This window comes from Methylorubrum suomiense, assembly GCF_022179765.1.
Taxonomy (GTDB): Bacteria; Pseudomonadota; Alphaproteobacteria; order Rhizobiales; family Beijerinckiaceae; genus Methylobacterium; species Methylobacterium suomiense.
This window is the reverse complement of record NZ_BPRE01000002.1, coordinates 174,206-186,887: the sequence shown is the minus strand read 5'-3', so window position 1 is coordinate 186,887 and position 12,682 is coordinate 174,206. Positions and strand designations below refer to the sequence as shown.

Sequence of the window (12,682 nt, the reverse complement as noted above, 5' to 3'; positions counted from 1 at the left end):
ATGTTGCCCTATCCCGTGCTCCTTGCCGACATCGGCGGCACTTACGCCCGCTTCGCCGTCCTCCGCGCGCCGGGAGCATGCCCCGGGCCGATCCGGAAGGTGCCGACGGCCGGCTTCCCCGGACCGATCGCGGCCGTCGAAGCCTGTCTCGACGGTCCGGGGACGCCGCGGCCGCGCTCCGCCTTCCTCGCCGTCGCGGGGCGTGTCGACGGGCACGTCACGCGCCTGACCAACGCACCCTGGCTGATCGACCTCGGCGACATCGGCGTCGCCCTCGGGCTGGAGGCGGCGCGGCTGGTCAACGATTACGTGCCGCAGGCGGCCGCCTTGCACGTGCTCGACGAGGCGAACGCGGCCGACCTGGCGCGGCTCGGGCCCGTCGCGGCCGGACGGGGGCCCCGCCTCGTCCTCGGGCCAGGCACCGGCCTGGGCGCCGCGGCCCTGGTGCCGGCGGGCGACCGCCTCCTGATCCAGACGACCGAGGCAGGCCATGTCGGCTTCGGCCCGTGCGAGCGCGACGACCTGCCGTGGCAGGTCCTGATGCTGGCGGAGGGGAGGCTCACCGCCGAGGGCCTGCTGTCCGGTCCCGGCCTCACCAGGCTCGCGCGGGCGCTGGCGGCGGCGCGCGGCGTGGCCGCAGCCTGGGACGCGCCGCCGGAGGTGCTTGAAGCGGCCAAGGTCGGCGACCCGCTCGCGCGGGAGGCCGTCCGTCAGTTCGCGCGCCTGCTGGGCCGGTTCGCCGGCGACCTCGCCCTGTTGTTCTCGGCGACGGGCGGGGTCTACCTGGCCGGCGGGATCGCGCCGCGCATCGTCGAGGCCCTGAAGGGGGAAGCGTTCCGGGACGCCTTCGAGGACAAGCCCCCGTTCCGCGAGGTGATGCAGGCCATCCCCCGCTTCGTGATCACGAGGCCCGAGCCGGCCATCGACGGCCTGGCGGCGCTCCTGCGCGCGGCGGACCGATTCCTGTTCCCCGGCCAGGACTGGCGGGCTTGAGGCAGATCAACGCCGCCCGGCACGGGCGCCCGCATCCTGTTGTTGCCCGTTCCGGGTCGAGGGAGGCTCCCGTGTCAATTGCCAGCATCATGGTCGCGGTCGACGACGGGCGTCACGCCAGGACCCGGGTCCGTCTCGCCGCGGACTTGGCTCACCGCCTCGGCGCCCGCCTCGTCGGGGCCGCCGCCTGCATACCCGACTACCCGCAGGGCTACGGCGAGACCGCCGTGCCCATGGGCATGGTCATCGAGGAAATCCGCCAAGCCGCCCTCGACAGGTGCGCGGCCGCCGAACAGGTCTTCCGCCATGGCTCCTGCCTGAACGACCGCGTCGAGTGGCGCTCTGACATCGCCGGTCCGGTCCCGTTCCTGGCAGGGCAGTCCCGGGCCGCGGACCTCGTCGTGGTCGGTCGCTACGCTGAGGACGAGGGCGTCGGGCCGGGCATGGCCGTCGACCTCGGCGACGCGCTCATGGGCCTGGGGCGCCCCGTCCTCGTGGTTCCGGCCGGCATCGAGCACCTGGAGGCCAGGCGCATCGTCGTCGGCTGGAAGAACACCCCCCAGACCCGCCGGGCGCTTTCGGACGCCCTGCCGCTACTCAGGCGTGCGGAGGAGGTCCAGGTCCTTCGGGTCACGGATGCCGAGGACCGGGCAGAGGTCGACGATGTAGTCCGCTACCTCACCCTGCACGATGTCAACGCGAGCGCGAGCGTGGCGGTGCGTTCTGGCTGGAGCGTCGCCGAGGACCTGCAGAAGGCCGCCCGCGCGATTGACGGGGACCTTATCGTAACAGGCGGCTACGGCTACAGCCGCCTGCGTGAGTGGTTCTTCGGCGGGGTCACGCGCGACCTGCTGAGCAAGACGACCGTCTGTTGCCTGATGTCCCACTGAGGAGGTCGCGACAGTCGGGACCGCCCGGGCCTATAGTCGCGCGCGTCTGCTCTCGGTCGATGACCAGCCCTTCGAATGGCTGACGGCAAAGGTCAGCTCATGGCGCAATGCGGCTCCCCGAGAGCATAGGGCAAAGCCGCCATGAATCAGTGGCTCACGCTGCACCGGTGGCTGATGAGAGCGAATGCATGAAAATTGCCCTTTTCGGGCGCTCAATAGTTTCGAAGTTTGCGCTGGAGCCTTGTTGGCTGCCAAGGCGGCTCATGACCCATAGCAGGCTTTCAATTGTGCCGACCCAGATGTCCGCTCGTTACGAAGAAGCGGACCTGTCTGCGGCGGCCATGACATCAGCAGGTTGGGGCAAATTGACGAACGTCTCCGAGCCTGCGACGAGAGCCGCGTCCGCCGTGGGATAAAGGCCTGGCGCCATCGGGACTCGCGCAACTCACGGCTAGTGATAGGCAGTCGATCTGAGCGGGTCGCATGCCCTGAACGGCCTCGTTTCCTTGGTTCCACGTGCGTAGGAACCTGACGGCCCAGGTGTATTGACCACCTACATCTGGTGCGAGGCGCCGCCGGAGCGCCGCGAGACGTATGTGCTGGTGCCGAAGGCCTTCGTCCGCTCTAGTTCACTCGTGGGGCACAAGCCCCACGGGGCGCCGAATCGATGCCAGACCACAATCCGCTGCTGAGGAAGCTCGCCGCCCTGTCGCCGTTATCGGACGAGGACCGACGCCACTTGGCGCAGGTCGCCGCCCACCCCGTCGCGGTCCCCGCCAGGACGGACTTGATCCGCGAGGGTGACACGCCGCGGGGCGTGTTCCTCGTCCTCGAAGGCATGGCTTGCCGCTACAAGATCCTGCCGGACGGAACCCGGCAGGTGCTCGCCTTCCTCATCCCTGGCGACTTGTGCGACTTAGACGTCCGCTTGCTCAACGCGATGGACCACGCCATCGGCACGCTGTCCCCCTGTTGCGTGGCGCACATCCCGACCCGGACGGTGGGGGACCTGCTCGACGGCCATCCCGGCATCGCCCGGGCCATGCGCCTCGCTGCCCTGGTCGAGGCCGCGACGGCGCGGCAGTGGCTCGTGAACGTCGGCCGGCGCTCCTGCGAGCGGCGCCTCGCCCACATCCTGTGCGAGATGCTGGTGCGGCTCCGGTCCGTGGGGCTGGCCTCCGACGTGGGGTACGACCTCCTACTCACGCAGGTCGACCTCGCCGACGCGACCGGGATGACGTCCGTCCACGTCAACCGGTCCCTGCAGTCGCTGCGGAAACGGGGGCTGATCGAGATCCGGGGCCGCCGCGTCGTCATCCCGGACTTGGCAGCCCTGGAGGCGGCGGCTGATTTCGACTCGGGATACCTGCACCGCGCTACGCCCGACCCCCGACCGGACCCCGGGCTGCGCGGAACTGCCCTCCCGGACGCCGCCCTCCGGGATGCAGTCCCGCCCGAGGCAAGGGCCTAGCCGTCCGGCGTCAGCGCTCCCCACCCCCGAGCACCAGCCGCAGCGAGCGAGCGAGCTCGTCGCGGCGGTAGGGCTTGTTGAGCACCGGGAGCTCGCCGCGCCCGATGACCTGCCCCTCGTCGAGGTTGGCCACGTAGCCCGAGGTGAGCAGCACCTTGATGCCGGGCCGGAGCCGCTGCGCCTCGACCGCGAGCTGCGACCCGTTCATGCCGCCGGGCATCACCACGTCCGAGAACAGGATGTCGATACGCTCCACACCCGTGAGGTGCCCCAGCGCCTCGGCGGCGTTGCGGGCGACGACGACCCGGTAGCGCAGTTCCTCCAGGCTCTCTGTCGCCATGGCGAGCACCTGCTCGTCGTCCTCGACCAGCAGCACCGTCTCGCCCTCGCCGGCGCGGCGCAACGGGATGGCCGCGGCCGGGCCCGTGCCGACCTCCTCGCCCGCAGGGTCGGCCGAGCGCGGGAAGTACAGGCTCACCGTCGTGCCTGCACCGACCACGGAATCGATGTGAGCGAACCCTCCGGCGCTGCGCGTGAAGCCGTAGACCTGGCTCAATCCGAGCCCGGTGCCCTTGCCCACTTCCTTGGTGGTGAAGAACGGCTCGAACACGCGCTGGAGCTTGTCGGGCGGGATGCCGCTCCCGGTGTCGGTCACCGAGACCACGATGTAGGGCCCGGGCGGCACGCCCCTGTCGGCGACGGCCGCCGTGTCGAGGCGGGCGTTGCGGCTCGTCATTGCGATGCGGGCGTGCCCGTCCCGCCCCTCCATCGCGTCGCGCGCGTTCACGATCAGGTTCAGCACCGCCGCCTCGAACTGCGCCGGGTCGATGCGGATCGGATCGAGGGCCGGGTCGAGGTCAAAGGCGAGCTCGACGGCCCCGCCCGCCGCGCGCTCGGCCAGCGGCTTGAAGTCGAGCAGCAGCCGGTTCGGGTTGAGGGTCTGGGGCCGCAGCATCTGCCGGCGCGAGAAGGCCAGGAGCTGCTGGGTCAGCTGCTCGCCGCGACGGGCCGCCCCCATGGCCGCCTCGGCCAGGCGCTTGACGCGGTCGACCTGCTCGGGCCGGCGCAGCATCATGTCGAGGCCGCCGACGATGACGGTGAGCAGGTTGTTGAAGTCGTGCGCCACGCCGCCGGTCAACTGACCGATGGCCTCCATCTTCTGGGCCTGGCGCAGCGCCTCCTCGGTGAGCCGCTGGTCGCTCCGATCCATCAGGATGCCGGCGATGCGCAAGGGCGCGCCGGAGGCGTCGCGCTTGATCCGGCCCTGCAGGGCGATCCACCGGATGGCCCCGTCGACGCGCCGGACGCGGCATTCGAGGTCGAGCGCGTCGGTCTCCAAGGTCGCCGCGAAAGCGCGCTCGGCGATGCCGCGGTCCTCCTCGACGATGTGGTAGAGGAGGACCTGCCGGTCCCAGGCGGGCCCTTCACCCGCGTAGCCGAAGACGGCGTCGTAGCGCGGCGAGCGACGCGAAACTCCGGTGACGTAGTCGAGGTCCCACGAGGCCATGCCGGCGGCGTCGAGCGCGAAGGCCAGGGTCTCGTGAGCGGCCTCGACCTCGCGCGTCCGCTCGGCCACGCGCCGCTCCAGGTCCTCGTTGGAGCGTCGGAGCTGCTCCTGGGCGCGCTCGCGTTCCAGGAGGTACTCGCGGGCCTGGTACTGGCGGCGGCGCGCCCGCAGGGCCGAGGCCGCGGCGCTCGCCGGCGTCTCGGCGTTCACCGGGCGCTCCAGCAGGACGACGTTGCCGAGCCGTGCGAGCAGGCGCGCGGCGCGCTCCGGGCGGCGCCCGGCCTGGCGCGTCGCCAGCACGATGAAGGGGAAGTCCGACCACGCCGGCTGAGCGTCCAGCCAAGCGAACAGGGCATCCAGGTCGCCGTCCAGCGCCTCCTCGGTGACGAGCGCCGCGCCGGCGCCGGCAGCCAACCCGTCCAGCAACGCCGCCATGTCCGGGCACGGCTCGGTCCCCGTGCCCGCCTGGGCGAGCACCTGCCCCGTGACGGCGGCGTCGCGTCCGCGCGGCGCGAGGATGAGGACGCGCTCCTCGTCCGCGATGGAAACGCTCACGCCTCGTCGCCCGGAACCGCCTGGCCCGTCAGCATCGCGACCTCGCCCCGGTAGGCCGGCAGGCCGGTGAGCACGCCCTCGAAGTCGGAGAGCGCCTTGCCGACCTGCATGCCGCCCCCGGAGAAGCGCAACTCGCGGATGGTGCGCTCGTGCGCGTTGACCCGGCTTTTCACCACCGAGAGCGCCGTGCGGATCTGACCCTTGGCCTCGAAGAAGCGGAACAGCAGGATGCAGTCGCTCAGGTAGCTCAGGTCGACGTCCGTGCGGACCTCGCCAATGACCCCGTGCTGGCCGAGCACCAGCAGCGTGGTGACACCCTGCTGGTTCAGGTAGCTCAGGAGTTCGTGCATCTGCAGGATGAGGTACTCCTCGCCCGGCATCGCGTGCAGGTAGGCGTTCAAGCTGTCGATGACCACGAAGGCCGACCCGCGCTCCTCGACCGCATGCCTGGCCATCGTCGCGAACTCGCCCGGCGAGACCTCGGCCGGGTCGATCTGCGTGATGGTCAGCCGGCCGGCCTCGACGTGCGGCCGCAGGTCCATGCCCAGCGTGGCGCAGCGGGCCATCAGCGTCGCCAGCCCCTCGTCGAACAGGTAGTAGGTCGCGCTCTCGCCGCGCTCCAGCGCCGCCACCATGAAGCGGACCGCGGTGGTTGTCTTGCCGACGCCGGAGGGCCCGAGCAGCAGGGTGTTGGTCCCGGGCACGAGGCCGCCGCCGAGCAGCAGGTCGAGCTCGGCCGATCCGGTGGACTTGCCCGCCGGGTCGAAGTCGGCGTGGTGCTCGGCCGCCACCAGGCGCGGGAATACCTGGATGCCGCCGGTCTCCAGCACCAAGTCGTGGTAGCCGCCGCGGAACTTGATGCCGCGCATCTTCACGATGCGCAGGCGGCGGCGTTCGGAGCCGTACTCGCGCGGCATCTGGTCCAGCGACACCACCCCGTGGGCGATGCTGTGGAGCTGGACGTCGCCGGTCTCCGAGGTCTTGTCGTCCAGCATCAGCACCGTGCAGGCGCGCTTGGCGAAGAAGCGCTTGAGGGCCAGGATCTGGCGCCGGTAGCGCAGGGGGTTCTGTGCCAGAAGCCGCAGCTCGGACAGGCTGTCGAACACCACCCGGTCGGGTTTGGTCTTGTCGACCCGGGCGATGACCTCGCGCACCGTCTCGCCGAGCTCGATCTCGGACGGGTGCAGGATCGACTGCTCGCCGTCCGGGTCCAGGCCGTCCTCGTCGACGAGTTCGTGGACGTCGATGCCGTCGAGGGCCCAGCCGTGGGTCGCCGCGGCGGCGCGAAGCTCCTCCGTGGTCTCGGACAGGGTGACGTAAAGGGCGCGCTCGCCGCGGGCCATGCCCTCCCGCAGGTACTGCAGCGCCAGCGTCGTCTTGCCGGTCCCAGGCGTGCCCTCCAGCAGGTAGAGCCGGCTTGGCGTCAGGCCCCCGCAGAGCACGTCGTCCAGGCCGGGCACCCCGGTCGAGATCCTCGCCCCCTCCGCGGGGGGCGTGCTGGGCGTCGCGTCGGTCATCGGCTCGGTCGGTCTCTGCGGCGGGGGGGCAGCCCGGCCGGTACGGTAGCGGTCGGCCAAGCCCTTGTCAGCGCCCGCGCCGCCGCATGGTGGGGATCCCGGGAAGCGTAACGCGTCACGGGTGGCGTCCCCCGTTACGCGGCTCCCGCGGAGTCGACCTTCAGACGGAACGAGGGGTCCTCGGCGGCATTGCCTCCTGAACCAGGGAGACGCGCGATGACAGGCAAGAGCCTCAAGGCAGGCGACAAAGTGAAGTGGGACAGCGCCGGCGGTACGACCCAGGGCACGGTCGTCAAGAAGAAGACCGGCACGACCAAGGTGAAGGGCCACACCGCCAAGGCGTTCAAGGCCGAGCCCCAGTACCGCGTGAAAAGTGCTAAGTCCGGCAAGGAGGCCGTGCACAAGGCCGACGAACTCAAGAAGGCGTGACGCGCGTCCGCACCGCCTGGGCGCGACGGCCTCACGTCATCCTGGAGAGCGCGTCCTCACCATTGAACCTGCGATGCAGGAAGGCCATGGCGACGTGGCCGACCAGCACCGCTAGGAGCGTGAAGGCCAGCCAGTGATGGAGCAGGTCGCCTGGAGCGACCATCCAGGCGACCTTGTCGTCGCGTCCGGGCATCAACAGGATGCCGTAGGGCGTGAACGGCTTGCCCGACCCGTACTGCCGCAGCAGCGCGATGCCCGGCACGATGACCATCAGCGCGTAGATGAGAAGGTGGCCGGCCACGGCGGCACGGCCCAGGCGCCCCGGATGCGGCGGGCGCCGGGTTAGGTTCGCCAGTCCCCAGGCCCCGCGCAGCAGCACGAGCGCGAACAGGGTGAAGCCCAGGGTGAAGTGGCTGCCGCCGACCAAACGCGTCACCGCGTTTTCGCCGGTAGCGACGTAGAGCAGGGCGCCGGCGAACTGCCAGGCGAAGAGCGCCGCCATCAGCCAGTGGAAGCCGCGGCTGACGCGGCCATAGCGCCGCGGCGTGTCGAACCACCCGTCCCCGGCGGGGACCGCGTCGCCGCCACCGGGCATGCTCATGCCGCCGCCCCGTCCCACAGGTCCCCAGCCCTGCCGCCGGCGCGAAGGATCTCCTCGGCGGCCGCGGTGAGGGCCCGGTCCGGTCCGGGCTGGCGCAGGTAGGTGGCGAGGTCGCGCGACAGCCGCTCCAGAGCGTGGGGCCGTAGGAATCCCTGTAGGCCGACCGAGCGCTGGGCCAGCTGCAGCACGTCGAGCCCGGCCCGCTCCACGGCGAGCCGCGCCAGGTTGACGAGGGCGACGACGCGCTCAGGCGGCAGGGCGGGATCGGAGACCGCCTGAGCGGCGCGTTCCACCCAGAGCCGGGCTCCCTCAACCGCGATGGCACCCTCGCCGAGGCGGGCGAGCTGGTGCGGGTCGCCGCCGCGGCCGGTCGCCGCGAGATGCCCCCGCCAAACGTCGAATACGGCCTCGATGCCGCCGAGCTGGACCGCCGCGAAGCGCCACGCGCCTCCCGAGAAATCCGGCTGGCGGAAGTAGTCGTCCGGGCCGCCCAGGATGTCCTCCGCCGCCACCGCGATGCCGGCGAAGTCGAGGGTGCCGGTGGCCGACGCGCGCATGCCGTGGGACCGCCACGCCGACAGGTCGGCCCTGGTCCCAGTCTTCAGCGGCACGACCAGCATCAGGGTCCCGCTCCCACCCGGGCCCCGGCTCGTCACCAAGGCACGGGTGACGTAGCCCGCGCCCGAGGCGAAGGTCTTCACGCCGGCCAGCCGTAGGCCGCCGGCGCCGTCCTCCAGGGTAAGGCCGCCTTCGGGAGGCTCGGTGTTCCAGACGCCGAACAGGTGGCCGTCGCGGGCGTCGGCGAACAGCCGTTCCCGCTGCTCGGGCCCGCCGTAGAGGCCGACGAGTTGCAGCGCGTTGACGTGCCCCTCGTAGAGGCGCCCGAGCGCCAGGCTGCCGTAGCCCACCAGCCGCAGCACCGCGGCAAGCCTGCGGGCGCCCGGCTCCTCACCCAGGCCGGCGCCCCCAGCCATGGACGGGACCGGCGCCGCGAGCAGCCCCAGGCGGGCGAGGTCGGCGACGTCCTCGGCCGGGAAGCCCTGGTCGCGGTCCTGGTCGGCGGCCCGCATGGCCGCCGTCGCCGCCACCTGCCGGGCGGCCGCGACCGCATCGTAGGCAAGGGCCAGCGGGGTTACGTGGTCCATGTTCGTTTGCTCCCCCTGAAGTTACGGCGGAGCTAAGCCCGTCCGGGTGCGTCGATCCTGACATGAGGCACACCTCGGCCGTAGGGCGACATATGGTCGTCGGACCGAAAGCTCGTGCATCGGGGTGGCTGGGCCCGTGTCAAACAGTCTGCCTGAGGAACAGGCTTGGCGCGGCGCTTCCGCCGCAGGGGTGCCCAGGAACGGCGCCATCCTGCCCACGTTGGCCGGCGAACCCACACCGACGAGGAGCCACGAAGGCATGGCCAGCACGGACATCGGCACGATCTACGCGGGCGCGCTGCGCAACACGCGCGCCCTGGAGCGGCAGGGCCTGGAGCAGATGGAGCGCCAACTCTCAGGCCTTGAGCGCTACCCGGACTACGCCGCGGTCCTGCGTCGTCACGTCGAGACCACGAAGGGGCAGATCGCCCGCCTCGACCAGGCGCTGGAGGCCGTCGGGGAGACCGCCTCGACTCTGAAGGAGACCGCGACCAGCGTCGCCGGCACCATCGGCGCGGCCGTGCACGCCGTGGCGCAGGACGAGACCCTGAAGAACCTCTACGCGGGCTACGCCTACCAGTACGACCAGGTCGCCGCCTACCGCTCGCTCGCTGTCATCGCGGAACGAGCGGGCGAGTCCGACAAGGTCGCTGGCTTCCGCGCGGCAGTCGACGAGGAGACGAAGGCCGCCGAGGAGATCTCAGGGTTGATCGAGCCGGTCACCAAGACCTACCTCGACCTGACGCTCAGCGGTGCGAAGGCGGATAGCTGAGGGGCGGGCGCCATGGACGACCCCATGCCGGTCGCCGTCACCGTAGAGGCGTGCGGGGACAGCCACGAGCGCTTCCGCTGGCACCTGACCGACGCGGATGGCGTGTCCATCTGCGTCTCGCCCGAACCCTTCGCTACGGCGGAGGACGCCGGAGCGGCCGGGCAGGAGGCGCTCGCTGCGTTCGGGGCGGTCGCCGGGGCCTGAGCGCGGGCGAGCCCCGCGGCGGCACGCCGCATCTGCTCACCAGCGTTTCGCCTGTGGATTCGCGCGTCCGTCGCGCTCCATTAAATCGGTCTCAACGGCCTTCGCCCAAGGTGGGGATTCGAACCTACCCGGGGCCGTCCCATGCTCACCGTCGTCGGTTGTCTGGTCCAATCCCACGACCTCCGCCTCGTCGCCCTCGCGGCCGCCACCTGCGCGCTCGCCGCGCTCACCACGGTCTGCATCGTCAGCCACGCCCGCAGGGCGGAGGGCTGGGCGCAAGGCGGCTGGCTCGCCGTCGCGGCGGCGGCGGGCGGCTCGGGCATCTGGGCGACCCACTTTATCGCCATGCTCGCCTTCGCGCCCGGCGTGCCGAGCGGCTACGACGTCGTTCTCACCGGCTTCTCGCTGGTCATCGCCGTCGCGCTCGCCGGCTCCGGCCTCTCGCTCGCCGTCCTCGTCGGCGGGCGCGCCGCGGCCTGGGCCGGCGGCGCGGTCCTTGGCCTCGGCATCGCGGCGATGCACTACACCGGAATGGCCGCCTACGATGTCGCCGGCCAGAAGGCGTGGGACCCGACCACGGTCGGCGTCTCGCTCGCCCTGGGAGGCATCCTCGGCGGCGCGGCGCTCGCGGCCCAGGTCGGCGCCCGCGGGCTCGCCCGCCAGTTGCCCGCCGCCCTCCTGCTGCTGCTGGCCATCTGCAGCCACCACTTCACTGCGATGGGCGCCGTCACCGTCACGCCCGACCCGACGCTCGCGGTGTCGGCATCCGCCGTCCCGAATGCTTGGCTTGCGGTGGCCGTGGCGCTCGCGAGCTTCGCCATCCTGCTGCTGGCCGGCGCCGCGCTCGCCCTCGACGTGCGTGACCGTCGTCACGCCAAGCTGGAGGCGGAGCGCCTGCACAGCCTCGCCAACGCCGCCGTCGAGGGGCTCGTCGTCTGCACCGACGACACCGTGGTGAGCGCCAACCGGAGCTTCGCCAAGCTCGTCGGCCTGCCGCAGGGTGCGCTCGTGGGGACGGCCCTGTCGGCGTACCTGCCGGGCGACGCGGCCCGGCTCGCCCTGGCCGGCCAGCCCGACCGCCCGGTCGAGGCCGAGCTCCGCCAGGCCGACGGCACGCTCGTGCCGGTCGAGGTCATCATGCAGCCGGTGGAGCACGCCGGCCGTCCGCACTACGCGGTGGCCGTGCGCGACCTCCGCGCCCGGCGCCAGGCCGAGAGCCAGATCCAGTTCCTCGCCCACCATGATGCCCTCACGGGACTGGCCAACCGCGCGAGCTTCGGCAAGCGCCTCGACCAGGAGATGCGCGCCGCCGACGCGGGCGGGCGCAAGCTCGCGGTGCTGTGCCTCGACCTCGACCGTTTCAAGGAGGTCAACGACCTGTTCGGCCACGCCGCCGGCGACGCCATGCTGGAGAGCGTCGCCCGCATCGTCTCGGCCGAACTCGACGACGCGCAGATGGTGGCCCGCCTGGGCGGCGACGAGTTCGCGGTGCTGGCGCCCTGCGACGGGCCCTCCGAGGCCGGCCGCCTCGCCGAGCGCATCCTGGAGGCGCTGCGCGCAGGGAAGGCGGGGGGCAACGGCCCGCAGGTCGCCACCAGCATCGGCATCGCCCTGTACCCGGACGACGCGCAGGAGCGGGCCGCCCTCCTCAGCTACGCCGACACCGCCCTCTACCGCGCCAAGTCGGAAGAGCGCGGCACCTACCGCTTCTTCGAGGCGAAGATGGGCGTTGAGGTGCGCGAGCGCCGACTGCTGGAGCACGACCTGCGCCATGCCGTGGCCCGCGGCGAGATGCACCTCGTCTACCAGCCCCAGACCGACGTCGGCACGGGAGCCGTCATCGGCTTCGAGGCGCTGCTGCGCTGGAAGCACCCGGAGCGGGGCTACGTCTCGCCCGCCCTGTTCATCCCCATCGCCGAGGAGAGCGACGCCATCCTGCAGATCGGCGAGTGGGTGCTGCGCGAGGCCTGCCGGGAGGCCGCGAGCTGGACGCAGCCCCTGTCCATCGCGGTCAACGTCTCGGCGGTGCAGATCCACAGCCCGCACTTCGTCGGCCTCGTGCACGAGGTGCTGCTCAGGACCGGGCTGGCCCCGCACCGGCTTGAGGTCGAGGTCACCGAGACGGCGCTGATCAGCGACCCGAACCGGGCGCTCCTGACCCTCCGGCAGTTGAAATCGCTCGGCCTGCGCGTCGCCATGGACGACTTCGGCACCGGCTACTCGTCCCTGTCGAACCTGCGCTCGTTCCCGTTCGACAAGATCAAGGTCGACGGCTCGTTCGTGCGCTCCGTCGACAGCAACGAGCAGACGGCGGCCATCGTGCGCTCGGTCCTGGGCCTCGGCCGCGGCCTCGGGCTGCCGGTCCTGGCCGAGGGCGTCGAGACGGAGGCCGAGCTCGGCTTCCTCGCCGCCGAGCAGTGCCACGCCGCGCAGGGCTACCTGATGGGCCGCCCGTCACCCATCGCGCAGTTCGCCAGGCATACGCATGGCACGATTCCCGTCACCTCCGATGACCGCAAACGCGCCTGAGACAGTCGGTGAAGGGGCAAGCGTCAACCTCGCCCGTGAACGGATGTCGGATCGGCAGGGATGGAGGCG

Annotated in this window: 11 protein-coding genes; 7 read left to right on the top strand and 4 right to left on the bottom strand. The window is 71.7% G+C overall.

Annotated features, from left to right (window positions below; translation table 11 throughout):
- The 3 genes from MFF26_RS04135 to MFF26_RS04125 all read left to right on the top strand — a co-directional run bounded on the left by MFF26_RS04135 (nt 1) and on the right by MFF26_RS04125 (nt 3,354).
- Nucleotides 1-993: a glucokinase gene (locus MFF26_RS04135; protein WP_238307556.1), complete on the top strand. Its 993-nt coding sequence runs from the start codon at nt 1-3 to the stop codon at nt 991-993.
- A 71-nt stretch (nt 994-1,064) separates the two neighbouring features.
- Nucleotides 1,065-1,883 (top strand): universal stress protein, encoded by an 819-nt coding sequence (locus MFF26_RS04130; RefSeq protein ID WP_238307554.1) that lies wholly within the window; start codon nt 1,065-1,067, stop codon nt 1,881-1,883.
- Between the two features lie 667 nt (nt 1,884-2,550).
- Entirely contained in the window at nt 2,551-3,354 is an 804-nt protein-coding gene (locus MFF26_RS04125) for a Crp/Fnr family transcriptional regulator (protein WP_238307552.1), read from the top strand.
- Between the two features lie 10 nt (nt 3,355-3,364).
- Here MFF26_RS04125 and MFF26_RS04120 read toward each other — a convergent pair whose 3' ends face one another.
- Both MFF26_RS04120 and MFF26_RS04115 read right to left on the bottom strand, forming a co-directional pair.
- Nucleotides 3,365-5,416, bottom strand: coding sequence for an ATP-binding protein (locus MFF26_RS04120; RefSeq protein WP_238307551.1), 2,052 nt, complete (start codon nt 5,414-5,416; stop codon nt 3,365-3,367).
- Nucleotides 5,413-6,933: an ATPase domain-containing protein gene (locus tag MFF26_RS04115; protein ID WP_238307549.1), complete on the bottom strand. Its 1,521-nt coding sequence runs from the start codon at nt 6,931-6,933 to the stop codon at nt 5,413-5,415. The genes MFF26_RS04120 and MFF26_RS04115 overlap by 4 nt, the downstream gene beginning before the upstream one ends.
- A 216-nt stretch (nt 6,934-7,149) precedes the next feature.
- On the opposite strand from MFF26_RS04115, the gene MFF26_RS04110 reads away from it, so the two are divergent.
- Nucleotides 7,150-7,362 (top strand): hypervirulence associated TUDOR domain-containing protein, encoded by a 213-nt coding sequence (locus MFF26_RS04110; protein WP_238307548.1) that lies wholly within the window; start codon nt 7,150-7,152, stop codon nt 7,360-7,362.
- 31 nt (nt 7,363-7,393) lie between these two features.
- On the opposite strand, the gene MFF26_RS04105 is transcribed toward MFF26_RS04110, so the two are convergent.
- Nucleotides 7,394-7,963, bottom strand: coding sequence for a cytochrome b (locus tag MFF26_RS04105; RefSeq protein WP_373324354.1), 570 nt, complete (start codon nt 7,961-7,963; stop codon nt 7,394-7,396).
- Nucleotides 7,960-9,108 (bottom strand): acyl-CoA dehydrogenase family protein, encoded by a 1,149-nt coding sequence (locus MFF26_RS04100; RefSeq protein ID WP_238307546.1) that lies wholly within the window; start codon nt 9,106-9,108, stop codon nt 7,960-7,962. The genes MFF26_RS04105 and MFF26_RS04100 overlap by 4 nt, the downstream gene beginning before the upstream one ends.
- Before the next feature lie 259 nt (nt 9,109-9,367).
- On the opposite strand from MFF26_RS04100, the gene MFF26_RS04095 reads away from it, so the two are divergent.
- From MFF26_RS04095 to MFF26_RS04085, 3 genes are all read left to right on the top strand, one after another.
- Nucleotides 9,368-9,880 carry a DUF892 family protein gene (locus tag MFF26_RS04095; RefSeq protein ID WP_238307545.1) on the top strand — a complete coding sequence of 171 codons (513 nt, stop codon included), beginning with the start codon at nt 9,368-9,370 and terminating at the stop codon, nt 9,878-9,880.
- A gap of 12 nt (nt 9,881-9,892) precedes the next feature.
- Nucleotides 9,893-10,084 (top strand): type 2 periplasmic-binding domain-containing protein, encoded by a 192-nt coding sequence (locus tag MFF26_RS04090; RefSeq protein ID WP_012452097.1) that lies wholly within the window; start codon nt 9,893-9,895, stop codon nt 10,082-10,084.
- A 141-nt stretch (nt 10,085-10,225) separates the two neighbouring features.
- A complete protein-coding gene (locus tag MFF26_RS04085) occupies nt 10,226-12,613 on the top strand; it encodes a bifunctional diguanylate cyclase/phosphodiesterase (RefSeq protein WP_238307543.1) in 2,388 nt (795 codons plus the stop codon).
- Nucleotides 12,614-12,682: the final 69 nt, after the last annotated feature.

What these genes read in the sequence shown, in the direction of transcription:
- MFF26_RS04135 (WP_238307556.1), top strand. Translation starts at nt 1, where the DNA reads ATGTTGCCCTATCCCGTGCTCCTTGCCGACATCGGCGGCACTTACGCC.
- MFF26_RS04125 (WP_238307552.1), top strand. Translation starts at nt 2,551, where the DNA reads ATGCCAGACCACAATCCGCTGCTGAGGAAGCTCGCCGCCCTGTCGCCG.
- MFF26_RS04095 (WP_238307545.1), top strand. Translation starts at nt 9,368, where the DNA reads ATGGCCAGCACGGACATCGGCACGATCTACGCGGGCGCGCTGCGCAAC.
- MFF26_RS04115 (WP_238307549.1), bottom strand. Translation starts at nt 6,933, where the DNA reads ATGACCGACGCGACGCCCAGCACGCCCCCCGCGGAGGGGGCGAGGATC.
- MFF26_RS04110 (WP_238307548.1), top strand. Translation starts at nt 7,150, where the DNA reads ATGACAGGCAAGAGCCTCAAGGCAGGCGACAAAGTGAAGTGGGACAGC.
- MFF26_RS04100 (WP_238307546.1), bottom strand. Translation starts at nt 9,108, where the DNA reads ATGGACCACGTAACCCCGCTGGCCCTTGCCTACGATGCGGTCGCGGCC.
- MFF26_RS04085 (WP_238307543.1), top strand. Translation starts at nt 10,226, where the DNA reads ATGCTCACCGTCGTCGGTTGTCTGGTCCAATCCCACGACCTCCGCCTC.
- MFF26_RS04105 (WP_373324354.1), bottom strand. Translation starts at nt 7,963, where the DNA reads ATGAGCATGCCCGGTGGCGGCGACGCGGTCCCCGCCGGGGACGGGTGG.
- MFF26_RS04090 (WP_012452097.1), top strand. Translation starts at nt 9,893, where the DNA reads ATGGACGACCCCATGCCGGTCGCCGTCACCGTAGAGGCGTGCGGGGAC.